The sequence below is a fragment of the Bacillus sp. FSL M7-0558 genome (assembly GCF_038003245.1).
Classification (GTDB): Bacteria; Bacillota; Bacilli; order Bacillales; family Bacillaceae; genus Bacillus; species Bacillus pumilus.
Genome location: NZ_JBBOOU010000001.1, coordinates 2891989 through 2913623 on the forward strand (window position 1 = coordinate 2891989; position 21635 = coordinate 2913623).

Consider the following 21635-nt stretch of genomic DNA (forward strand, 5'->3'; position numbering starts at 1 on the left):
GTTGTATCGAAAGAATTATTTTTTCTCATCTTTTTTCGTCTGAGAGGTTTTCTTTTTCGCTTCAGATTCTTTCTCTTTTTTCTCTTGATCGGCTTTTGACTGCTCTTTTTGTTCAGCTGTTTCATCTGTTTGACTTGCGCCCGAGGAGTCATTGGTGCTTGTCTCCGTTGTTTCTTTTTCTTCATATTTCGCCATTTCCTTAATGATCGGATCTAGCTGTTTTTGTTTTTCTTCCGCAGAAAGACTGTCATCGTTTTGAATGTCGTTGCGGTAGGCGACGAGTGCCGTAAATATGTACCGGTCGTCTCCAAGTACCCGTGCAATATCAAGTGCTTCCTTGCTATTGCCTTGTCCAATATGAATCCAGAAAAGGAAATATTGCGGATCAGTCTGTAATGTGTATGTATCTGTGATTTCTTTTTTATGCTGATCGAGTAACAGGTTGCCTTGATTTGTTTGTACATACGAAATGGCCAGTTCATATTGAAGAGAGACCGGCATTTGATTGGCTGAATATTTTTCTAACGTATCCACCACTTGGCTGTACTGTTTGTTGAGATAATATTTGTTTGCCTCGACATACGCTTCTTGTTTCGGCATCGCAAAAAAGAAGGTGTAAATGGTGTACACCAATGCAGGGATTAATAGGACAAGCAGACCTAGTCCGATATATCGTTCGACCTTCCATTTCTTTTTCGGAATGGTCAATAGCGTTTTCTCTTTCGTTTCAATCGCTTCGATCTTTTGCTGAATCAGGGCAGACAATTCTTCCAGAGACTGCGTTTCGCTGATCTCTTTTGCCAGTTCAGATAATTTCAGTGTCTCGCTGTAAGCCACATATTCTTGAAACTGATATTCATGGTCCACCACTCGAAGAATGACGGCTTTGACCTCTTTTAACAGACGATGCTCATCCGTTTCATATGGCGGGATGCTTTCTTTGACGCCGTAATGCAAAAATGCAGGAGCTAAGCCTTGATGAAAAACAATGTTTTCAGGAGAAACAATAGGATGCAGCCGCTTCACGTCGTGTTTGCACACTGCATCGACAAGCTGGTATGAAAAAATCCATTTGCTTTTTTCATCCTTCGCATGGATGAAACGAAATTCCTGATAGGCAGGAGGCGGTTGAATAGAAATAATGACCTCATCTTCAGTTAATTGAATCTCTTTTTTGAATGAAGGGTTGATGTCTTTGATCGGTGCCGCTTCTAAACCGTCTAAGAGTTTAATGGTCTCTCTTTGAAAAATGAAGCTGTAGGTTACGCCCTCTTTTTTCATCACTGCTTCTAATTGTTCTTCTAAATAGGAACTCTTTTTATCTGCCATTTACAAAAGTCCTTTCATAGTATTTCCAGCCTGTCTCCTGTGGTGATTCCACAGTCTGACAGCTTATATTCGCCTGAAAACACAGCTTTCTTATTGACTACTCGCACCCAGCCGCCTTCTCGCTTAGGAAGTGAGATTTGTTTTGCCTGCCAGGCGATATGGATGACTTGTTTAATATGTAAATAATTTGATAGTCTCAAATCAAACACACTGCCATCATAATTTTTTAAGTCGATGGTAATATCGATATACACAAATTTCCACCTCACAAAATAGAAAGAGCGCCGGCATCCATTGACAGACTCGGCGCTTTTTCTGCTTTTCACACTTAGAAAGGAAATCCCTTTGATTAGCCGCGGATTTGGCTAGCGATGTCTTGGTCAGTGCTTTCAAGTGTATTTGCCGTTTGATCAAGCTGATTGCTGACATCTGTTAATAGATCAGACATTTTGATGAATGAAGGCTTTAACTGCTCGTATTGATCAGCAAATGCTTCACTAGAAGCACCTTCCCACATTCCTTTTAAATCTGAGATCATTCTATTTAGACGATCAACTTGGTTTAACACTTCTTGACTTTCAACACCATATTGCTTAGCGGTCGCTCTTAGTTCTTCTGGGGTTACGCGAATAATTCCTGACATATTCCTCATTACCTCCCGTGCATAGCCGCCATATAATGGGCTAATCCACTTATTTTTTGACGTTATTATTATAAAAACAGAAATGATACACAGTCAAACAAATCTGTTTTTATTTTACAAAATGAGTCTATAGAATTACTGTATTTTCGCTTTTTATCTAGTATTTAACATTTTTTTGGTCATATATTCTTAATAAGTGTAGACACACTTCACTGAATCTTTCCGCCTATTGATTTATTACTACGTTATTATTGTACTATTTCTTTTTCGCCTTCTTTCAGCATGATACGCTCGCTTCTCATAGCGATCTCTTTTTTAAATTTATGGCATTTTGTTATTGATTTACGTACCGCTTTCTCTTCATAATGTAAGTACGTGAAATATTCGAAAAAGCAGGGGTTTTTATGACAAAAAAGACAGATCCATTTAAGTATAGTCTTGATCGTTTAGAGGATGTGGCAGACCAAATTAGTGATGTGCTCAATTGCCCTATTACTATAGAAGATACGCATCATCGATTGCTCGCTTATAGCACACATAATGATTTTACTGATCCCGCCAGAACTTCAACCATTATCTCCCGCCGTGTACCGGAAAAGGTCATTAATCGGCTTTGGAAAGACGGCATCATTCCTACACTCCTTAAAACAGACGAACCGCTTCGTGTCCCTCAAATTGCAGAGGTGGGTTTATCTAGCAGGGTTGCCATTTCAATCTGGAAGGACAAAGAAGTACTCGGATTTATCTGGGCAATTGAATCCGCACAGCCTTTTTCAGAAGAAGAAATGGACCTTCTGAAGATGGCAGCACATGCTGTTAAAAACAAATTACTTAACTTACAAATTCGCAAAACGAAAACAGAAGAACGCAATCAGGAGCTTTTTTGGAAGATGCTCACAGGTCATATTCATGAAAAGGATGAGATGCTCGACCTATTTTTAAGACTCGGCATCAGATGTCCAGACACGTATGCCATCATCATCTTCCGACTTCGTGACGAACTCACAGAGGACACAGAAAAAAAGCTATCTTATCTGCTTGAAACAACACAGCAAGTCCAAGTGCTGTTAACGACTGTTGATTTTCACGAATTCATTATTCTTGTCTCACCAAAAACAGAGCACCCACTGCAGGATATTAAACAATTCACAAGCGGCATGCTGCAGCAGCTGTCTGATCGTTATCATATCCATCACGTTCAAGCAGCGATTGGTGGAATTTACGATAACATCTCTCATATTCAGCCATCCTATAAAGAAGCACTGGCTGTATTAAAAACAAAAGAGCGCTTCCCTGTTGAAACCGAACGTTTACACAGTTTTTCTGAACTTGGTATTTATCAATATTTAGATGTCCTCGCTGAAAAACGAAGGGGTTCATCTTACTCCAGTTACTCTTTATCAAAGCTGGAAGATTACGACCTGAGGCATCATTCCAACCTAGTCGAAACCCTTGAACGGTTTATTGACTGTGACAGCAATGCCAATATTGCCGCAAAGCAATTAAACATCCACATCAATACATTGAATTACAGATTAAAACGCATTACGGACATTGCAGAAATCGATTTAAAAAACATGAATGAGAAAATGACCATATACCTTGATATGAAGCTAAAAAACGTCCATTTGTGAAATTTCACAAAGAGGCGTTTTTTTATTTTTTATTTCAACCGAAGCATTTTTTAAACATTCAGGATACACTAGACATACAATATGAATAGATAAGCATGGGAGGAATAAACATGATCATCGGCATTCCGAAAGAGATTAAGAACAATGAAAACCGAGTGGCATTAACACCAGGAGCAGCTTCTCAATTACTTTCAGCTGGACATCAGATTTTGATTGAAACAAACGCTGGTTTTGGAAGCGGATTCACTGATGACGATTATGTATCTGTTGGTGCAGAAATTCTTGATCAAGCGAAAGATGTGTGGGCTTCTTCTGATATGATCATGAAGGTAAAAGAACCATTACCTGAGGAATATTCATTTTTCAGAGAAGGACTCATCTTATTTACGTACCTGCATCTTGCTGCAGAGCCCTCCTTGGCTGAAGCTTTAAAACAAAAAGGCGTCACAGCTATTGCTTATGAAACAGTAACGGACGGAAAATCACTCCCTCTCTTAACACCTATGTCTGAAGTGGCAGGCAGAATGGCCGCCCAAATCGGTGCACAATTTTTAGAAAAGCCAAAAGGCGGTAAAGGCATCTTGCTCGCAGGCGTACCAGGGGTATCAAGAGGGAAGGTCACGATTATAGGCGGCGGTGTTGTTGGAACAAACGCAGCGAAAATGGCGATTGGACTTGGCGCAGATGTCACTCTTATTGACGTAAACGCAGAACGATTACGTCAGCTGGACGATCAATTTGGGCATCAAATGAAAACGTTAATGTCTAACCCTGTCAATATCGCCGATTCAGTCAGTGAGGCGGACCTTCTCATTTGTGCGGTGCTGATCCCAGGTGCCAAAGCACCAACGCTTGTGACGGAAAAAATGGTGAAGCAAATGAAGCCCGGTTCCGTCATCGTAGACGTAGCCATTGACCAAGGCGGCATTGTCGAAACCATAGATCATATCACAACACATGATCAACCTACTTATGAAAAACACGGTATTTTACATTATGCTGTCGCCAATATGCCTGGAGCAGTTCCACGGACATCGACTGTTGCTTTAACAAATGTCACCGTTCCCTACGCACTGCAAATTGCTAATAAAGGCGCTGCAAAAGCCATTCAAGAAAACAAAGCCATCGCAGAAGGTGTCAATGTCATGAACGGACATATCACATATGAAGCCGTCGCTCGTGATCTCGGCTATGATTATGTACCTGTTCATCAAGCGATCGATGCGTCCTCTATGACAGAAGCTTAATACAGACCCGCCCTTTTGATGGGCGGGTTTTATTGTTAACCAATATTAAAAACAGGTTGACAAATAACCTTCATCCCCTTAATCTATTTGTACAGATAAGACAGGGGGAAACATCATGCAACAGAAAACAAGAACCGCTGATTTTGTGCTAGTCGGAATGTTTGCTGCACTCATGGCGATTGGAGCGAATATCACATCCATTGTGCCGTTTTTACAGGTCGGCGGAATTCCACTTACGATGCAGCCATTTTTTTGTGTACTTGCTGGTCTTTTGCTCGGCAGACGGCTTGGTGCTTTAGCGATGATTGTATATGCCTTGGTCGGAATTGCTGGCGCACCTGTATTCGCACAGTTTTCAGCAGGCTTTGGGGTGATTTTAGGCAAAAGCGGTGGTTTTGTCTTATCGTATATTCCTGCTGCCTGGCTAGCTGGATTCATTTTAGAAAAAAGAAAAAATCCTGGATTTGGCCGCTTTTTACTTGCAGCTATTGCAGGTACGACCGTCATGTATGTGATCGGAACGACTTATACGTACCTCGCATTAAATGTGTGGCTGAATGCCCCGATTTCTTATCAAACCACGTGGTTCTTTATGATCTGGTTTATGGTGAAAGATTACGCATTGACGATATTACTTGCGATGCTGGCACCTAAAATTTATCGCTCTGTTTCAAAAGCTACGTCCTTTCGAAAACAACAAGCCGCATCATAAGTGCAGACATCATCTACAAGTTGAACATAGAGAAAAGAGCCTATCTTCATTTAGGCTCTTTTTTCATCATTTATTCAGCGTATTGGTCGATGATTCCTTCTAGCATCCCTTCAAGCACTTCTACATCTTCAAGGTCTGATGGACTGAAGCGGTAGCGCACAAGCTGTTCTCCATCATGATACATCTCCTCAAGCCACCCTCTGAGTCCTCTTGCTCTGCGGTCAACTTCGAAAACAATGTCTAATCCGCCTTCATCTATCAGAAAAATCAGCTCTAATTCATCAAGCATATAACGATAGTCATCTGATGTCGGAATAAACTCGAATTCTTGAACAAATGGCAGACGACGCTGGAAGTAAGGTGCTTGTTCACAGTCCGCTTCGTTCAGGTGGAAGCCAAGATTTCTAGTGGCCTCCAGTACATTTCTCACCCAAGGATGTGCTTCAACGAAAATGCGGTCATAGTCAGATTTATCGATTCCTCCTTGGATATCAAGGTCTGTCATTACTGCAATTTCTACTTTTCCGATCGTCATCGGGGTATCGATAGGAAGAATAAATGAAAACGGAAATTCATGCTTTTCTCCAGGCTGGATGATAAAAGAATCCGTCACCCGTAAAGTAAAGATATTCACATATTTTCTATGCTCTTCATCATCTTTCACAATCACATACTGTGTTTGAATCTTGACATTGATATAGCGGATGTCCTGAGAGATTTTCCCGCCTTTTGCATGGACAGTTCCCCTTACCTCTTGTCCAGGATAATAAGTGTTTTTCTCCAAAATGGTATCTACCTTTGCCGCACCAATCCCTGCACTTGCCGCTAGCTTTTTAAAAAATGACATCTCTCATCTTCCCCTTTTCGTTTTTATCAGCATATATACGTAAGATAGAGGAAGAAAGATTCATTTAATTCATACTTTAGTCCTAATTATTTTTTCGCTTGTGAACAACAAAAAAGCTTATAGAAAAAACATCATCGTTTTCTCTACAAGCTTTTCATCTTACAGGATAATCGCTGCAAGCCAGCCGAATAGAACAAGCGGGATATTATAATAGATAAAAGTCGGGACACATGTACCCCAAATGTGGTGATGCTGTCCATCCATGTTCAATCCAGATGTCGGTCCAAGCGTACTGTCACTTGCAGGTGAACCTGCATCACCAACAGCCGCAGCTGAACCAATAATGGCAATGGTCGCCATTGGACTAAATCCAAGGTGTAAACAAAGTGGAACAAAGATGGTCGTAATAATTGGAATCGTGGCAAATGATGATCCGATCCCCATTGTCACAAGCAGACCCACAAGCAGCATTAAAATGGCCGCGAGACTTTGGCTGTTGCCGATAAATTGTGAAGATGCTTTAACAAGCGTTTCAATGTCTCCTGTTTTGGTTAAAACGTTGGCAAATCCAGCCGCAACAAGCATGACAAAACCGATAAATGCCATCATGTTCATTCCTGATGTAATCAGTTGATCTGCTTCATCGCGTTTCATCATTCCGGTCACAAACAAGACAAGCAGTCCTGCGAGTGCACCGAAGATCATCCCTTCCACGCCAAGGCTTTGAGACAGATAAAGCTGGACAATCAATGACACGAGAATGGCAAGACCGGCAAAGAATAGACTTTTTGTCGTATACGCTGATTTCTCTACATCTGTAATATCGCGATCCTCATATACTTTTGGCTTACGATACATGAATAGAGAGACGATCAATCCTAGTACCATCCCACCAACAGGGATCAGCATGGCATATGGAATATCTGCTAAATTCACAGCTAGACCTGCATCCTTCATATTGTCACGGAGCATTCCGTGGAAAATCTGTCCAAAACCGACTGGAAGTAAAATATATGGTGCAGTGAGTCCGAAGGTCATGACACACGCTAGCAGTCTACGGTCAATTTGAAGCTCGTTAAACACTTTTAATAATGGCGGAATTAAGACCGGAATAAAGGCAATGTGAACAGGAACGACGTTTTGTGAAAAACAAGATACGATCAAAATCACAAGAATGATCAGTACTTTTGATAATGTTTTTCTTCTTGAGTCGCCTTCTTTTCCTAAAAGCTTCACTGCTCCTTCAACCATGGCATCTGGAAGACCCGTTTTTGTCAGCGCCGCAGCAAATGCCCCTAAAAGCGCATAACTAATCGCCACTGTCGCATTTCCTCCGAGCCCGTCAGTAAAGGCTTCCACTGTTCCTCCCAGGCCTAATCCACCTGCAAGTCCGCCAGCTAAAGCACCAAGTGCGAGGGCAATGACCACATTGACCCGCAGCAAGCTTAATATCAACATTAAAACAACCGCTAAAACAACTGCATTCATGGTGAAACCCCCGAAATCCTTTAGTTTACTAATGTAGTAGATAATTAAAGTACCAACGTATGTTACCATAGAAAAAATACTACGTCAAATGGCGTTTGACCTACATAAAAAAGGCCCTGCCATTTGGCAGAGCCTCATCCTTTATTTCTTTCCTTCAAATCGTTCCACAAATGTGGCCAATGACCGTACCATCACACCTGTCGCCCCCGTTGGTCCAAAGCATGAAGGCTTTTCTGTTGTGGCTGTTCCTGCAATATCCAAGTGAACCCAAGGCGTATCCTCAGCAAACTCACCGATGAAAGCTCCTGCCATGATCGCATGACCATCGCGGCCTGGTGAGTTATTGAGATCAGCCATTTTGCTGTTTCGTACGCGCTTTTTATCTTTTTCAGTGATTGGTAGCTGCCAAATCATTTCACCGCATTCTTCTGATGCCTCTTTAAACTGGGCATACAGTTCATCGTTATTTGTCATGACGCCTGTTGTCTCATTTCCAAGTGCCACAATGACTCCGCCTGTTAATGTCGCCACGTCTACAAGAACAGAGGCACCGTGCTGCTTCGCATATGTCACACCATCTGCTAAAACAAGACGGCCTTCTGCATCCGTATTCAGCACTTCGATTGTTTTACCGCTAAGCGACACAATGACGTCATCCGGTTTCATCGCGTCAGCCGAGATCATATTGTCTGTCGAAGCAATAACAGCAATGACATTTTGCTCTGGGCGCAGTTCACCGATGATTTCCATAGCGCCTAAAACAGAGGCTGAGCCGCCCATATCAGTTTTCATCCCAACCATACTGGCTCTTGGCTTTAACGAATAGCCACCAGTATCATATGTGATGCCTTTACCGACAAGCCCAATCACGTCCGTCCATTCTTCCTTGCCTTGATATTTCAGAACGATGAGCTTTGGTGGTTCTGTTGAGCCTCTATTGACAGCTAGAATCCCGCCCATCCCGAGCTCTTCCATTTGTTCTTTATCTAAAATTTCAATCTCAAATTCGTATTTATACGCAAGCTCTGCCGCGTACGAAGCCAGATCAGAGGATGTGAGCATATTCGGCGGCATATTCACAAGGGTACGAGCCGAATTGACGGACTGTCCGTAGACCTCGCCCACTTTCAGACTTGCCTGAATTTCAGTCGTATCATGATCCGTCATTGCATAAACAAATTCGATGAAGCGATCCGGCTCATTTGTTTTATGTTTAAAATCTTGTAATTCATATGTAGCTAAAAGGCAGCTTTCAGAAAGGGCATGGGCTGCATCTTGGGCAGGCAGATCCTTTCCAATAAACGTATCCAGTAAGACCGAAACCGCTTGCTTTTTATCTTGATGAAGCTTTTTAAATAAATGGGCAAACCCTTCTTTTGCCTCTTCAAACGTGTAATCTGATTCCTTCCCAAGTCCGACAAAATAAATGCGTTTGATGCCTGTTTCAGGGGATGGGAAAAACTTCGAAAGCTGATTTCGTTTAGATGAAATATCGCCTTCTTTTAATAATTCAGTGATTCGTCCTTCAAGTAATTCATCCATTTCTTTTGCTTTTCCTGATAATTGGCTCTTTTGAAAAAGTCCGATCGCCAGTGTATCTTTATGTTGCCATTCATTTGTCGAGAAAAACATATTTATCACACGCTCCTTCAATGAACTCCATTTTTCACATTGGAACTTCTATTATATCAAAATTTGCGGGTCTATACGATCATTGCCAGTCTGTCTTTACTTGATGAACATTTATATTTTCACACGCGGAAGGGCATCATGAAAAAGCGATGAAAACTTGTACAGCCCGTCCGCGTCTCCTCGTTCCACATCTACTTTCTTTAATGTTATAATTGAACATGGACTTGGCAGCATTTGAATCTGCTATCATTTTTTCATCATACTAGGGTACACAGTCCACCATTTTGCACGATATTTTTTCTTACAGAGAGGATGTTTCTTGTTCATGAGCGTACTGACGAATTTTCCGCTGCTTGCCAGCCTTGCAGCCATCTTTTTTGCTCAATTTGTAAAAGTACCGATTCAATTTATCATTTCTAGACGACTAGATTGGTCGCTCATTACAAGCACAGGCGGAATGCCAAGTTCACACTCCGCAGCCGTAACAGCACTCTCAACAGCAGTGGCTTTAGAGCACGGGCTAAATACATCAATCTTTGCGATTTCCGCCATCTTTGCGATTATTACCATGTTCGATGCGACAGGTGTGCGCAGACAGGCAGGAGAACAGGCAACTGTACTGAACAAGCTGGTAACAGATTTTAACCGATTTGTTTCTGAAGCAAAGAATTTCCCGAGTGCGGAAGAAAAAGAAAAGCAAAAGAAATTGAAAGAGCTTCTTGGTCATAAGCCGATTGAAGTCTTCTTTGGCGGCTTAACAGGGATCTTGCTGACACTTATCTTAGATTATTACTTCATGTAGAAGCGAAAAAAGCTTTGGACCTCAAACTTGTCCAAAGCTTTTTTATTCTTTATTGGCTTGAAACTGCTGACGGAATACTTGCATTGATTTTGCTTCATTAAGCTGGTTTAAGTCTTTTTCCGTTAACGTTCCTTCGCCCTTTTTGATGATATACACATCGAGCACTTTTTTACCCCATTCTCTATACACATCATCTACGGTTTCATAGTATAAATCAAGCTTATGACCTTTAATGGCTTTTCCAGTATCTGCGACCACTCCGTAGCCATAGTTTGGGATAAAGAGCACTGTTCCAATCGGAAAGACTGATGGGTCCGCAGCCACAGTTGAATATAGATCACGTTTCACTTTGACGCCTGAATATGTAATGCCATATGCATGGTGTTCCTTCGTTTTACCTGTTGATTCCACACCTGCTGTATAGCCTGTGGCGACAACCTTTTGCTTCGGGTAATCGTTCCAATTGAACGCTTCTTCGAGAGAAATAGCCCGCAAGTCATCACTTTTGAGTGCCATCGTTTCTCTTTTTTGCTGTTGGAAAAAAGAAGATACTTGCTTGCCAGGATCAGTCTCTTTCACCCAGGCAGCTACATCACTTGGTTCGACTCCAGATATGCCCGTAAAGCTTGTCAAAAGAGCAAGCATAAAAAGGGCTGTCATGAACAATCGTTTCATCCATGTTTTCATCTTTATTTGTCACTCCTCTACCCATCTATTTGTTTCCAAACAAAATGGAAACTATGCAAAGGAGAAACAAAAAAACCCACTTGCCTATCTACAAGTGAGTTAAAACATTTGATACCCTCTTTTTCGAAGTGCATTAATGACAAAACCTGATGCAATTGCACCAATCAGACCGCTTAACAAAATAATGATATCAGCCGCTGCGAGAGAGACAATGCGGTCCCCTATTCCTGAAAAAGCGATGCCCGGTTCTCTGACATAAGCAATCATCTTTTGATTGTTGATAATGAAAAGGCATACAATTGGATATAAAATAGCCATAATCCATGACATTCTCAGCAGCATATTGAGCAAAAAGCCAATGCCGAAGAATAACACGAAAAATAAAATAACGGAAATAATAACGACTGGTAAACTGATCACTTCATCTCCACCCCCAAATATCCCATCATTAGTTTAACTTGGAAATAGAGATGAAGTCAATCAATGGAAAAAGCAGATGGATTAAAGCTTCTTTCCTGTCCCTTTACATTCCTCACATGTTTCAGATCCGCCGAGCAATAGCTGAAAATATCCTTTCCCCGAACAATATTGACAGGTGGACTTCTTTTCTTTTGTATGTGCATTCATATTGCTCACTCCCTTAATCTAAATTTTCTGATAATTTATCATACCATACTTTACTGCCGATAACCAAGTAAGAAAATATGTCAAAAAAAACGTGTATCACGGAGATACACGTTTTTGTCTATATCGGTTTAGAAGAACTTGAATTTTCCTTTTTTCAGAACAAGTCCTGGTCCGCCAACCATGAATAAAGAACGGTTGTCGATGATTTTCTTCATTGCTGAAGCTTTTGTTCCTTGAAGTTTTTTACCAAACGCAACACCTACAGCGTCGTGTTCACCAAGTGAAGCAACTGTTCCTTTGATGTCTGGCTTAAAGCTTTCAAGAGAACCACCTTTCACTAGTGCTGCAAGGTTTTTCGCTACTGTTTCACCTTGCTGCATAGCGATTTGTGCAGTTGGTGGGTATGGACGGTTGATTTCTTCATTGATGATCAATGAACAGTCACCGATGATGAATACATCATCATTTTCTGGTACACGAAGATCTGGAGATACTTTTACGCGGCCGCGCATGTTTTCAAATCCAGCTTCTTCAACGATTGGGTTACCGCGTACACCAGCAGCCCAAACAACAGTTTCAGCTTTGATTTCTTCAGTATCATCGTCTTTTCCAACAATGATGCCTTCAGGCGTACATTCTTTGATCGCTGTACCAATTTTAAACTCAACGCCTTTACCTTGAAGGTAGTTCATTGCATAGTCGATCAATGCAGGATCGAATCCTGGAAGAGCTGTTGGTGCAGCTTCTACACAGATGATGCGCACATCTTTTTGATCAATATCATACTCTTTGCAAAGCTCAGGCACACGGTTTCCAAGCTCACCAAGGAACTCAATACCTGTGAAGCCCGCACCGCCGACAACGATTGTCAAGCGCTCTGGACGTTTTTCAGCTTCCGTATTATACGTCGCAAATTGAAGCTCAATATGCTCACGAAGCTGACGAGCAGAGTTGATGTTAGAGATTGAGAATGCATATTCTTTCAGTCCTGCAATACCAAATGTTTCAGGAACAGCACCAAGCGCAACAACAAGGTAGTCGTAAGAAAGTTCGCCATCTGATGTCACGACTTTCTTCTCTTCCTTATTAATGCTTTCAACTGTTGCTTGTACAAAGTTGACACGGGAACTGTTAATCACATCTTTGATTTGATAACGACAGCGGTCATGATGAAGTGTACCTGCACTTGCTTCATGTAACCATGTTGTTTCGTAATGATAATTATGCTTGTTCACAAGAGTAATGTCCGCATCATTTGTGCCAAGCTGTTTTGTTAATCTTGTTACAGTCATTAATCCGCCATAACCTGCACCTAATACAACGATTTTCGGTTTATTCACTGGAATCACATCCACCTTTTTTAAATTTGCTGTAAAACGGATAAAGAATTACATATCGTTATTCTCAACCGCTTTGCGGCATTTTATGAAATTTAAACAAAAAAATAAGTATGTGAAAATCTGAACTTTCACCTACATAAAACGAAAGCATTTGACCGTATCCGACAAAAATTCATAAAAAATTAATATTTAGTTCCCTTAACAATAATAGCGAGTTCTGATCCAATTTTCAAGGCTTTAAACTGAAAATCCTTATGATAAACGGTCTTTCTCACTTTTTCCTCTTTTTCAAAGCTTCGACATCAAAAAACGACAAGTTTTTCAAAACAAGTCAAACGACGATGTGTGGTATGATATGATATAGTGATAACAATTTTCATTTGGGAGGATTAAAGGAATGCAAGAAGATTCTAAGGTATATGACATTACCGTTATCGGGGGCGGCCCAGTAGGATTGTTTACTGCGTTTTACGGTGGCATGAGACAGGCAAGTGTGAAAATCATTGAAAGCCTTCCTCAGCTCGGCGGTCAATTATCCGCTCTTTACCCTGAAAAATACATTTATGATGTGGCTGGTTTTCCAAAAATCCGCGCACAAGAATTAATTGATAACTTAAAGGAACAAATGGATAAATTTGATCAAACCATTTGCTTAGAGCAAGCAGTTGAAACAGTTGAAAAACAGGCAGATGGTATCTTTAAACTTGTGACAAATCAAGAGGTTCATTATTCTAAAACGATCATCATCACAGCTGGTAACGGTGCATTCCAACCGAGAAAGCTTGAACTAGATGCAGCAGAATCATTTGAAGGAAGCAACCTGCATTACTTCATTAATGATTTGAATCAATTTGCTGGCAGACGTGTCGCTGTTCTTGGCGGCGGAGACTCTGCGGTGGACTGGGCACTGATGCTTGAACCTATCGCAAAAGAGGTTTCCATTATTCACCGCCGCGATAAATTCCGTGCACATGAGCACAGTGTAGAAAACCTGCACAATTCGAAAGTCAATGTCGTGACGCCATTTGTCCCAACCGAGCTCATTGGTGAAGACCGCATTGAACAGATTGTGCTAGAAGAAGTCAAAGGCGACAAAAAACAAGTGCTTGATGTGGACGACGTGATCGTCAACTTCGGTTTTGTTTCCTCTCTTGGACCAATTAAGCAATGGGGTCTTGAAATCGAAAAGAACTCGATCGTCGTGAAATCCACAATGGAAACAAACATTGAAGGCTTCTATGCGGCAGGAGACATTTGTACGTATGAAGGAAAAGTCAAATTGATTGCCAGCGGATTTGGTGAAGCACCAACGGCTGTCAACAATGCGAAAGCCTACATGGACCCGAAAGCCCGTGTACAGCCTCTTCATTCCACAAGCTTATTTGAAAACAAATAAGCGAAATCAAAAAAAGGAGTTCCCACTAGCGGAACTCCTTTTTCGTTTATTTAAAAATCCCAATATAGGCATTCGCCATTCCAAGTACCATTGCAGCAAGCAGCACCACAACAATCCCTGCCACAACCAAAATCACCCGATCTTTTACACGTTCCTTTTTCGGAAGCGGCTTCTCAATCCCGCAAGCTGGACACGTTTTAGAACGATACGGAATCAGTTCATGACAGTTCCTGCAATTGATTTGTTCACTCAAACCTCAGCAACCTCTTTTCTACCTACAGTTTATGTTTGGTTCTCATGATACTCTTTTCGGGTGGAAATAGCCAGTTGTGAGAGCAAGCTGTAACAAAATTGAGCGATTTATAAATTGTTGAAGAGAGAATGAAGTTTTTATCTGATCAACCGATATAGGAAAAGAAGAAGATCATAATGAAGGATAGGTGGAAAAATGTTAAAGCGTTTCATGATCAGTTTGATCTTGTTACTGATGATTGGTGGCTCAGTTGAGCTGTTTGCAAAAGACTATAACAAACATTATGCGCAGTTCGCAGCAGGACTGAATATTGATGTTGATCAGCTAGAACCTTTTTTAAAGCGTGTGTCCACTTCCATTTTAGATTCTGGTTTGAGTGATCAAGAAATCAAACAGATACTCTCTAAAGTCCAAAAAATGAATAAAAACAATGAAACGAAAAAAGTGGGTACTTTTGAAGTAATGTATCATGAAAAACCAGCAAATATTAAAATTGTGATTGAAGTCCATGTGGAAGATGGCAATAAAGAAATGGTGATCTATATGTTTAGCACCCAAGAGCTGGTGGATGTCTTGGATAAAGAGCTGTTGAAAATAGAAGAAGCAATATGAGAAAGAGATACTGGATGAGTGTTTTTTTAAAAATTTCTTCTCCACCTTTAACATCACATGCTGTTCCACTTAGTCATTTCCAATCATGTCATTATTTTAATAGGCTTAGATTAAGTGAAATCCCCAAAATTAATCAGGTTATTTTAATAACAAATTTTCCATTCATCAATCCTTTTTCTATTGACCCTCACGTAACGTCATATTTTATAGTGATATCAAGAGAGGTGAATTGAAATGAAAGTAAAAGAAGTAGCTGAATTGTTTGGTATTAGTATTCGGACACTTCATCATTACGATCAGATTGGCTTATTGATTCCGAAAGAAGTCACAGATAATCGTTATCGACTCTATTCAGAAGAAAACCTTGAAACATTACAGCAGATATTATTTTTCAGAGAACTTGGATTTCCATTGAAGGAAATAAAAAAGATGATGCATAATCCTTCATTTGAGAAGAAAGAAGCATTTATTTTACAAAGAAAAATGTTAATAGAGAAACGAGATAAATTTGATAAAATGATCGAAAATATTGATAAGACGCTACAGCATTTGATGGGAGAATCTCTCTACACCCATAAAGAAAGGTTCGAGAATATGAATATGAAATTTAGTCAATATGGAGAAGAAGCTCGTCACCGTTGGGGAAATGAAACTGTTGATCAAGTCAGCTCAAAACTAAATCATTTGTCTAAAGATGAACAAATTGAATTATCTGATAGCTGGGATAGCATATTTAATAAACTAGCCTCTCTTCGCAATCATTCCCTTAAATCCAAAGAGGTGCAAATCGTAATCAAACAATGGTACGACTTTTTAAACGAAAACTTTAGTTATTACTCTCTTGATGCTTTTTACGGTTTAGGCCAACTCTATATTCAAGATGAACGTTTCACAAAGAATATAGATCAATATGGTGAGGGCTTGGCATCATTTATGAGCGAAGCGATGAAAGTCTTTACTACTCTTCATAAAAGAGGGAACAGCTATGAAAATTATGATTGAGAATACAATCGATCAATACGAAAAATTATTCTCAACGAAACACAATAAAGAACGTTTTTTCCAACACACCATGATGAAACCTTTTGAAAAGATGTGGAATATGATTAACGTTCCGCTAAAAGCTAAACAGCAAAATGGATATGATGTAATAATGGCAACCAAGATGCTTGGCTATCTTGATGTAACAGATACACAAACTGGACAACAGGCATTGAAGAGACTACGAGAAATTCAGGCTCTTCAAACAGCAGATATCACCTTAAACCATTGTATGGATTTCATAGAAAAGCACAACCTTCAAATAAATGCTGATGAGTTGAGATTTGGTCTATATATAGCTGATCCGAAAAAGCTTGAACTGCAAAAAGGATATTGTGGCTTTGGGGGAATTCCTGGATTTATTCAAGTATCACTATATCCAAATTCATATAATATCCCTAGAATTCCTGCTCTCATTGCACATGAATTCCATCATAATATCCGTTTTTCACATTTTGAATGGGATTACGGAAATGTCACGGTTGGAGATTATTTAATTATAGAGGGTTTAGCTGAATCATTTGTAAAAGAGCTTTATGGTGAACATGTGTTAGGACCTTGGGTCACTTCTTTTGATAAAGAGGAATTAGACTATTCAAAAGAAGTGATAAAAGAGGCTTTACATACAAAAGGGTTTGCTGAGGTCAGCAGTTATATGTTTGGTGATATCATTGCAAAAGAACAAGGCTTTCAGCCTGTCGGATTATCACCCTTTGCAGGCTATGCAGTAGGCTATCAAGCTGTACAATCTTTTATGAGAAAAAATAATATAGGAATAGAAGAAGCCACCTTACTTGGTACAGATGAAATATTAAGAAATTGCGAACTTTTTTATACTTAAATACCATACAAAAAAGACGGTGCTGAGTGATTTAAGTTATCTCCCCTTTTCACATCTTTAATACAATACAAAAAAACCTCCTCGAATCATAACCAATTTGAGGAGGTTTTAAATATTCAATATGGATTTACAAAATTAATTGTTACTAACCTTAACACTCTTCCGGCGAACCGGTATTTGTCGCTGTTCTGAAAGAAGAACCGCATCCGCATGAAGCAATCGCGTTCGGATTATCAATAGTGAAACCGCCGCCCATTAGTGATTGTTTGAAATCAATGATAGTGCCGTTCATGATATCAAGGCTTTCGGAGTCGACAAGGACCTGGATGCCTTGCTGTTCGAACTGCGTGTCTTTCTCTGAAACTTCATGGTCAAAGCCCATTCCGTATGAAAGACCGCTACAGCCGCCGCCTTTTACGCCAACTCGTAGGAACGCATTTTCTTCTTCATGTTCTTTCATCATATCTTTAATCTGCAGTGCAGCAGCTTCTGTAATGGTTACTGGTGTACTCATGATCATCCCTCCTTTTGACTGGATGTTTCTTTTCAATTATAAACGTGATGGTGCCTTTTCTCAAATAAATGGTTTACAGATAAAATGTGCCGTCACAAATCGTTTCAGCAGGCCCTGTCATGAGCACATGGTCGTTGTCTTTCCAGCGAATGATGAGATCTCCGCCTGCTAAGTGAACCGTCATGTCCGTTTCTTTTTTCGCCTGTCCATTCACAATCGTGGATACGGCAGCCGCGCAAGCTCCCGTTCCGCAGGCTTGAGTAATGCCAGATCCTCTTTCCCACACACGAAAATGCAGTTCTGTTTCACTAACCACTTCTACAAATTCTACATTGACGCCTTCTGGGAACATGTCGTGTTTTTCGATGATTGGCCCAGTTGTATCAAGCGGTGCCTTTTCAATGTCCTCTAAATAAAACACGATGTGCGGATTTCCCATTGAAACGGCCGTTCCATTTAAGGTCGTCGTGCCAAAATCAAGCGGTTCATTAATCGTTGTGCTTGCTGGTTCACCTAGCATCGGCATCGCTTCTTTTTCAAAACGAGGCTTTCCCATATCTACTGTCACTAAATGTACGTGACCATCCTGTACATGAACGGTCGCTTCAACGAGTCCTGACAATGTCTCAATCTGGAACGTTGTGTCTGTGACGATTTGATGCTCATACACATATTTTGCGACGCAGCGCAGACCGTTGCCGCAGTTTTTTCCCTCTGATCCATCATTGTTGAAAATGCGCATTTTCACAGGTGCAACATCTGATGGACAAATAAGGATCATTCCGTCTGAACCGATTCCTGTATAAACAGAAGAAACCTGGATCGCTATCTCTGATAGCTGCTCTTCTGGAAGCTGTTCCCTCATCTGATTGACGTATATATAATTATTTCCTAATCCGTGCATTTTCGTGAATTGAAATGATGTCATGAGCTTCCTCCAAAAATGTTGTTTCTTTATAGTATAAAAGGAGTCGATTCAGGAGACAATCTTATCATCCCCCGTTTTTCATACATAAAAGCTCTTTGCTGCCATGGCAAGGGGCTTTTATTATGCATATGCCTCATTTTCTCTCGTGTGATGCTTCATTTTAATGATATTTTATTAGCATAACATATTGGATGCGCTTTCTATTCATTCTCCTTAAAAATGGAAACTTAAAATATGAAAAAAATGCACCTCATGACCCATGTGGTGCATTTAAAACATCTCATTTTCCTCTATAAAAGCATAAATACGCTCAACTAGCTGCTCTGCATTTTCTCCGGAAACAAATTCTCCATTCACGAGTGCAAATGGGGAGTCCATACATTTGCCGCAGTAGCTTAAACAGCCGTATTCCATAACGTCTAGGTTTGGGTCTTTATCAAGCTTCTCTTTTGCTTCTTGAGACCCTTGTGCAAGATTACTTACACAAAATTCGATCAGTGGGAACACTTTGCTTCACCTCACATTGCTTTACCATCCTACCGAAATTCCTTCTATTAGTCAAAACATGAGCTTCACCTGTATCGTTACGCCTATTCCTCGTAAAATGTTTTACTATTTAGGACTAACTAATGAATATGTAGGTTATTTTGAAACAATTATTGTGGTTTCACAGTAAATTCGATATAATTTTATTTGGTATTTTAACTTAAAGTTTTTTAGTATAAGTGTTTTTCAATGTCTACGGGGAAAAGGAGAATCGTCATGAAAAATTTAGTCTTGATCGGCGGAGGTTACGGGAATATGCGGGTTCTCCACCGCTTATTGCCAAATCAATTACCTGATGATGTTACTATCACATTAATTGATCGAAATCCTTACCACTGTTTAAAAACAGAATATTATGCACTCGCTGCTGGAACGATCTCTGATCATCACATTCGAGTATCTTTTCCAGAGCATCCGAAGCTGGATATTCAATATGGGGAAGTAGAAAAAATTGATATTGAAAACAAACAGATCTTATTCAGCGACCGTGAACCCATTCCTTATGACGACACGGTGATTGGACTCGGCTGTGAGGACAAGTATCATAATGTCCCTGGTGCGAAAGAACATACATACAGCATTCAAACCATTGATCAGTCAAGACATACGTATAACAAATTAAACAATTTGGGTGCAGGTGCAACGGTCGGTATCGTCGGTGCTGGACTTAGCGGGGTAGAGCTAGCCAGTGAATTAAGAGAAAGCCGTGCTGATTTAAACATTATTCTTTTTGACCGCGGAGAGCTGATTCTATCAAGCTTCCCAAAAAGATTAAGTTTATATGTGCAAAAGTGGTTTGAAGAAAATGACGTAAAGATCATTAACTGTGCCAATATTACGAAGGTTGAAGAAGGTGTTGTTTACAACCATGATGACGCCATTGAAGCAGAGGTCATCGTATGGACAGCAGGCATTCAGCCAAGCAAAGTGGTACGGGAGATGGATGTTGAAAAAGACGTACAAGGCCGCGTCGTATTAACACCTCATCACAATCTCCCTGAAAATGAGCACGTCTATGTCGTGGGTGATTGCGCAAGTCTTCCGCATGCCCCAAGTGCACAGCTTGCCGAGGCGCAGGCAGAACAAATTGTCCAATCTCTGCAAAAACGCTGGAAAAACGAGCCGCTTCCTGAGGCTTATCCTCAGTTTAAGCTAAAAGGTGTCTTAGGCTCTTTAGGGAAAAAAGCCGGCTTTGGCTTAGTAGCAGATCGTCCACTTATTGGCCGTGTACCAAGACTTCTAAAATCCGGACTCCTTTGGATGTATAAGCATCACAATGGCTAACATCATGTGAATTTTATCTCAAAGCTCCTTCTCGTCGAGGGAGCTTTTTTCTATGAAACGGCATGTGCCGATGAACGGGTCCATTTGATCGGAGCAAGGGCAAGGATGCAGTCTTTACGAAACGTTCTCATCGTCTTTTTCGATAAACAATACGCTTGGATGAGCTGGTCTGTTTGACGGTGGACAATGATTTTACGCTTCGTGCACTCTCCGTTTTTCTTCATATAAATCATCTCAATTGGTATTTGCTGTTGAAGAGATTGTTTCAGTAAATAATTCATGATGCTCACGCTCCTTTCCTTTCATTATAATCGAACAAACGTTCTTTTTCAACCCGAAAAGGAACGTTTGTTCTGTTTATTTTCTCAAAAAAAGAACAGTTTATTCACTGCTCCCCGTGTAACCGTATTTCTCCATTTCTTGATAAATGTCTTTTAATTTTGGATTGCCCTCTCCGACAATTTGATCCTCCACTAAGACAAGCGGATAAAAGAATTCATCATCAAGAATTCGTTCGGACAGTTCCTTTTGGTGTTCGTTTTCTGGTGGGTGCTCAATATCAATATATGTGATGCGAAACGGCTGATTTGGATATTTTCGTTTTAACGCTGCATCTAACCACTCAAATGTGTCTTTTGATGAAGGCAGATTCACGCAGCTAGCGCAAAGTACATCTCTTCCATATACATAAAGATCGACGGTTTGATTCATTTGACAAGCCCCCTATTCTTTCTTTATTTTAGCTGAATTTTCTGTATGAAAAAAGTCAAAATCACTTTTTGTTTCAAGATGAGATTGTGCTATAATGAGAAGGAAACTTTGAAACCAATCAATAGATTTTTATCGTCCAGATGAATATAATGGTGATATGTTGTGAAAGGAGCGATTGTATCTAATGACTGAAGTCGAAATGAAAGACCAAGTACAGGAAGTACTAGACAAACTTCGTCCATTTCTATTACGTGATGGTGGAGACTGTGAGCTTGTAGACATTGAAGATGGCATTGTCAAATTGCGTCTTCTTGGTGCATGCGGCAGCTGCCCAAGTTCAACCATTACATTGAAAGCCGGTATTGAGCGCGCATTATTAGAAGAAGTGCCTGGCGTTGTAGAAGTTGAACAGGTTTTCTAATTCATATATGACATGAAAACGACCCAAATTCGGGTCGTTTTTTTCAGTATTAGCCTTTTTCAGCGTGATATGAAAACCCTTGAATTCTAGGAAGGACGAG

25 protein-coding genes and 1 pseudogene are annotated in these 21635 nt (G+C 40.4%); 10 read left to right on the plus strand and 16 right to left on the minus strand.

Annotated features, from left to right (window positions below):
• Positions 1-15: 15 nt before the first annotated feature.
• The 3 genes from essB to MHB79_RS14765 all read right to left on the minus strand — a co-directional run bounded on the left by essB (position 16) and on the right by MHB79_RS14765 (position 1972).
• Positions 16-1329, minus strand: coding sequence for a type VII secretion protein EssB (gene essB, locus MHB79_RS14755; RefSeq protein ID WP_003213460.1), 1314 nt, complete (start codon positions 1327-1329; stop codon positions 16-18).
• Positions 1330-1343: 14 nt separating this feature from the next.
• Positions 1344-1583, minus strand: coding sequence for an EsaB/YukD family protein (locus MHB79_RS14760; RefSeq protein WP_003213579.1), 240 nt, complete (start codon positions 1581-1583; stop codon positions 1344-1346).
• 95 nt (positions 1584-1678) lie between these two features.
• Positions 1679-1972 (minus strand): WXG100 family type VII secretion target, encoded by a 294-nt coding sequence (locus tag MHB79_RS14765; protein WP_003213769.1) that lies wholly within the window; start codon positions 1970-1972, stop codon positions 1679-1681.
• Positions 1973-2376: 404 nt separating this feature from the next.
• Between MHB79_RS14765 and MHB79_RS14770 the strand changes: the two genes are divergently transcribed.
• The 3 genes from MHB79_RS14770 to MHB79_RS14780 all read left to right on the plus strand — a co-directional run bounded on the left by MHB79_RS14770 (position 2377) and on the right by MHB79_RS14780 (position 5565).
• A complete protein-coding gene (locus MHB79_RS14770; protein WP_050944054.1) occupies positions 2377-3606 on the plus strand; it encodes a PucR family transcriptional regulator in 1230 nt (409 codons plus the stop codon).
• A 110-nt stretch (positions 3607-3716) separates the two neighbouring features.
• The gene (gene ald / locus MHB79_RS14775; RefSeq protein WP_340990072.1) at positions 3717-4853 is read left to right on the plus strand and encodes an alanine dehydrogenase; all 1137 of its coding nucleotides are present in this window, start codon (positions 3717-3719) and stop codon (positions 4851-4853) included.
• A gap of 115 nt (positions 4854-4968) precedes the next feature.
• Entirely contained in the window at positions 4969-5565 is a 597-nt protein-coding gene (locus MHB79_RS14780) for a biotin transporter BioY (RefSeq protein ID WP_003212636.1), read from the plus strand.
• A 70-nt stretch (positions 5566-5635) separates the two neighbouring features.
• On the opposite strand, the gene MHB79_RS14785 is transcribed toward MHB79_RS14780, so the two are convergent.
• The 3 genes from MHB79_RS14785 to MHB79_RS14795 form a co-directional block, all read right to left on the minus strand.
• Positions 5636-6412 (minus strand): sporulation protein, encoded by a 777-nt coding sequence (locus MHB79_RS14785; RefSeq protein WP_137054456.1) that lies wholly within the window; start codon positions 6410-6412, stop codon positions 5636-5638.
• Positions 6413-6571: 159 nt separating this feature from the next.
• On the minus strand, positions 6572-7900 hold the full coding sequence (locus MHB79_RS14790) for a Na+/H+ antiporter family protein (protein WP_003212911.1): 1329 nt from the start codon (positions 7898-7900) through the stop codon (positions 6572-6574).
• Positions 7901-8041: 141 nt separating this feature from the next.
• The gene (locus tag MHB79_RS14795; protein WP_050944058.1) at positions 8042-9532 is read right to left on the minus strand and encodes a leucyl aminopeptidase; all 1491 of its coding nucleotides are present in this window, start codon (positions 9530-9532) and stop codon (positions 8042-8044) included.
• A 325-nt stretch (positions 9533-9857) separates the two neighbouring features.
• Between MHB79_RS14795 and MHB79_RS14800 the strand changes: the two genes are divergently transcribed.
• Entirely contained in the window at positions 9858-10334 is a 477-nt protein-coding gene (locus tag MHB79_RS14800) for a divergent PAP2 family protein (RefSeq protein WP_003212726.1), read from the plus strand.
• A 42-nt stretch (positions 10335-10376) separates the two neighbouring features.
• Here MHB79_RS14800 and MHB79_RS14805 read toward each other — a convergent pair whose 3' ends face one another.
• The 4 genes from MHB79_RS14805 to MHB79_RS14820 all read right to left on the minus strand — a co-directional run bounded on the left by MHB79_RS14805 (position 10377) and on the right by MHB79_RS14820 (position 12994).
• The gene (locus MHB79_RS14805; protein WP_003212854.1) at positions 10377-11021 is read right to left on the minus strand and encodes a 3D domain-containing protein; all 645 of its coding nucleotides are present in this window, start codon (positions 11019-11021) and stop codon (positions 10377-10379) included.
• Between the two features lie 99 nt (positions 11022-11120).
• Positions 11121-11441 (minus strand): YuiB family protein, encoded by a 321-nt coding sequence (locus MHB79_RS14810; RefSeq protein WP_003212933.1) that lies wholly within the window; start codon positions 11439-11441, stop codon positions 11121-11123.
• An 81-nt stretch (positions 11442-11522) separates the two neighbouring features.
• Positions 11523-11648 carry a YuiA family protein gene (locus MHB79_RS14815; RefSeq protein ID WP_157957789.1) on the minus strand — a complete coding sequence of 42 codons (126 nt, stop codon included), beginning with the start codon at positions 11646-11648 and terminating at the stop codon, positions 11523-11525.
• Positions 11649-11776: 128 nt separating this feature from the next.
• Positions 11777-12994, minus strand: a complete 1218-nt coding sequence (locus MHB79_RS14820) for an NAD(P)/FAD-dependent oxidoreductase (RefSeq protein WP_161792789.1) — start codon at positions 12992-12994, stop codon at positions 11777-11779.
• Between the two features lie 391 nt (positions 12995-13385).
• Between MHB79_RS14820 and yumC the strand changes: the two genes are divergently transcribed.
• A complete protein-coding gene (gene yumC / locus MHB79_RS14825) occupies positions 13386-14384 on the plus strand; it encodes a ferredoxin--NADP reductase 2 (RefSeq protein WP_003212844.1) in 999 nt (332 codons plus the stop codon).
• A 46-nt stretch (positions 14385-14430) separates the two neighbouring features.
• Here yumC and MHB79_RS14830 read toward each other — a convergent pair whose 3' ends face one another.
• Positions 14431-14637 carry a hypothetical protein gene (locus MHB79_RS14830; protein WP_044140840.1) on the minus strand — a complete coding sequence of 69 codons (207 nt, stop codon included), beginning with the start codon at positions 14635-14637 and terminating at the stop codon, positions 14431-14433.
• A 195-nt stretch (positions 14638-14832) separates the two neighbouring features.
• Between MHB79_RS14830 and MHB79_RS14835 the strand changes: the two genes are divergently transcribed.
• The 3 genes from MHB79_RS14835 (at position 14833) to MHB79_RS14845 (ending at position 17131) form a co-directional block, all read left to right on the plus strand.
• Complete coding sequence (locus tag MHB79_RS14835) at positions 14833-15249, plus strand: hypothetical protein (RefSeq protein ID WP_050944060.1); 417 nt, start codon at positions 14833-14835, stop codon at positions 15247-15249.
• Positions 15250-15483: 234 nt separating this feature from the next.
• Entirely contained in the window at positions 15484-16251 is a 768-nt protein-coding gene (locus MHB79_RS14840) for a MerR family transcriptional regulator (protein ID WP_003212704.1), read from the plus strand.
• A complete protein-coding gene (locus tag MHB79_RS14845) occupies positions 16235-17131 on the plus strand; it encodes a DUF2268 domain-containing protein (RefSeq protein WP_050944062.1) in 897 nt (298 codons plus the stop codon). The genes MHB79_RS14840 and MHB79_RS14845 overlap by 17 nt, the downstream gene beginning before the upstream one ends.
• Positions 17132-17282: 151 nt before the next feature.
• Here MHB79_RS14845 and erpA read toward each other — a convergent pair whose 3' ends face one another.
• From erpA to MHB79_RS14860, 3 genes are all read right to left on the minus strand, one after another.
• Complete coding sequence (gene erpA, locus MHB79_RS14850; protein WP_106050845.1) at positions 17283-17645, minus strand: iron-sulfur cluster insertion protein ErpA; 363 nt, start codon at positions 17643-17645, stop codon at positions 17283-17285.
• Positions 17646-17718: 73 nt separating this feature from the next.
• Complete coding sequence (gene dapF, locus MHB79_RS14855; RefSeq protein WP_340990076.1) at positions 17719-18573, minus strand: diaminopimelate epimerase; 855 nt, start codon at positions 18571-18573, stop codon at positions 17719-17721.
• Positions 18574-18843: 270 nt separating this feature from the next.
• A complete protein-coding gene (locus MHB79_RS14860) occupies positions 18844-19080 on the minus strand; it encodes a YuzB family protein (RefSeq protein WP_003213414.1) in 237 nt (78 codons plus the stop codon).
• 255 nt (positions 19081-19335) lie between these two features.
• Here MHB79_RS14860 and MHB79_RS14865 point away from each other — a divergent pair, with 255 nt between their 5' ends.
• Entirely contained in the window at positions 19336-20403 is a 1068-nt protein-coding gene (locus MHB79_RS14865) for an NAD(P)/FAD-dependent oxidoreductase (RefSeq protein ID WP_050944064.1), read from the plus strand.
• A 50-nt stretch (positions 20404-20453) separates the two neighbouring features.
• Here the strand turns inward: MHB79_RS14865 and MHB79_RS14870 are convergent, their stop codons facing one another.
• Both MHB79_RS14870 and MHB79_RS14875 read right to left on the minus strand, forming a co-directional pair.
• Positions 20454-20684, minus strand: coding sequence for a hypothetical protein (locus tag MHB79_RS14870; RefSeq protein WP_003213664.1), 231 nt, complete (start codon positions 20682-20684; stop codon positions 20454-20456).
• 100 nt (positions 20685-20784) lie between these two features.
• On the minus strand, positions 20785-21114 hold the full coding sequence (locus MHB79_RS14875; protein ID WP_340990078.1) for a YuzD family protein: 330 nt from the start codon (positions 21112-21114) through the stop codon (positions 20785-20787).
• Between the two features lie 121 nt (positions 21115-21235).
• Here MHB79_RS14875 and MHB79_RS14880 point away from each other — a divergent pair.
• Positions 21236-21535 (plus strand): annotated as a pseudogene (locus MHB79_RS14880) (NifU family protein).
• The last annotated feature ends 100 nt before the right edge of the window (positions 21536-21635 follow it).

What these genes read in the sequence shown, in the direction of transcription:
- MHB79_RS14870 (WP_003213664.1), bottom strand. Translation starts at nt 20,684, where the DNA reads ATGAATTATTTACTGAAACAATCTCTTCAACAGCAAATACCAATTGAG.
- MHB79_RS14805 (WP_003212854.1), bottom strand. Translation starts at nt 11,021, where the DNA reads ATGAAAACATGGATGAAACGATTGTTCATGACAGCCCTTTTTATGCTT.
- ald (WP_340990072.1), top strand. Translation starts at nt 3,717, where the DNA reads ATGATCATCGGCATTCCGAAAGAGATTAAGAACAATGAAAACCGAGTG.
- erpA (WP_106050845.1), bottom strand. Translation starts at nt 17,645, where the DNA reads ATGAGTACACCAGTAACCATTACAGAAGCTGCTGCACTGCAGATTAAA.
- MHB79_RS14780 (WP_003212636.1), top strand. Translation starts at nt 4,969, where the DNA reads ATGCAACAGAAAACAAGAACCGCTGATTTTGTGCTAGTCGGAATGTTT.
- MHB79_RS14765 (WP_003213769.1), bottom strand. Translation starts at nt 1,972, where the DNA reads ATGTCAGGAATTATTCGCGTAACCCCAGAAGAACTAAGAGCGACCGCT.
- MHB79_RS14770 (WP_050944054.1), top strand. Translation starts at nt 2,377, where the DNA reads ATGACAAAAAAGACAGATCCATTTAAGTATAGTCTTGATCGTTTAGAG.
- MHB79_RS14800 (WP_003212726.1), top strand. Translation starts at nt 9,858, where the DNA reads ATGAGCGTACTGACGAATTTTCCGCTGCTTGCCAGCCTTGCAGCCATC.
- essB (WP_003213460.1), bottom strand. Translation starts at nt 1,329, where the DNA reads ATGGCAGATAAAAAGAGTTCCTATTTAGAAGAACAATTAGAAGCAGTG.
- MHB79_RS14790 (WP_003212911.1), bottom strand. Translation starts at nt 7,900, where the DNA reads ATGAATGCAGTTGTTTTAGCGGTTGTTTTAATGTTGATATTAAGCTTG.
- dapF (WP_340990076.1), bottom strand. Translation starts at nt 18,573, where the DNA reads ATGACATCATTTCAATTCACGAAAATGCACGGATTAGGAAATAATTAT.
- MHB79_RS14845 (WP_050944062.1), top strand. Translation starts at nt 16,235, where the DNA reads ATGAAAATTATGATTGAGAATACAATCGATCAATACGAAAAATTATTC.
- MHB79_RS14835 (WP_050944060.1), top strand. Translation starts at nt 14,833, where the DNA reads ATGTTAAAGCGTTTCATGATCAGTTTGATCTTGTTACTGATGATTGGT.
- MHB79_RS14875 (WP_340990078.1), bottom strand. Translation starts at nt 21,114, where the DNA reads ATGAATCAAACCGTCGATCTTTATGTATATGGAAGAGATGTACTTTGC.
- MHB79_RS14815 (WP_157957789.1), bottom strand. Translation starts at nt 11,648, where the DNA reads ATGAATGCACATACAAAAGAAAAGAAGTCCACCTGTCAATATTGTTCG.
- MHB79_RS14785 (WP_137054456.1), bottom strand. Translation starts at nt 6,412, where the DNA reads ATGTCATTTTTTAAAAAGCTAGCGGCAAGTGCAGGGATTGGTGCGGCA.
- yumC (WP_003212844.1), top strand. Translation starts at nt 13,386, where the DNA reads ATGCAAGAAGATTCTAAGGTATATGACATTACCGTTATCGGGGGCGGC.
- MHB79_RS14865 (WP_050944064.1), top strand. Translation starts at nt 19,336, where the DNA reads ATGAAAAATTTAGTCTTGATCGGCGGAGGTTACGGGAATATGCGGGTT.
- MHB79_RS14795 (WP_050944058.1), bottom strand. Translation starts at nt 9,532, where the DNA reads ATGTTTTTCTCGACAAATGAATGGCAACATAAAGATACACTGGCGATC.
- MHB79_RS14840 (WP_003212704.1), top strand. Translation starts at nt 15,484, where the DNA reads ATGAAAGTAAAAGAAGTAGCTGAATTGTTTGGTATTAGTATTCGGACA.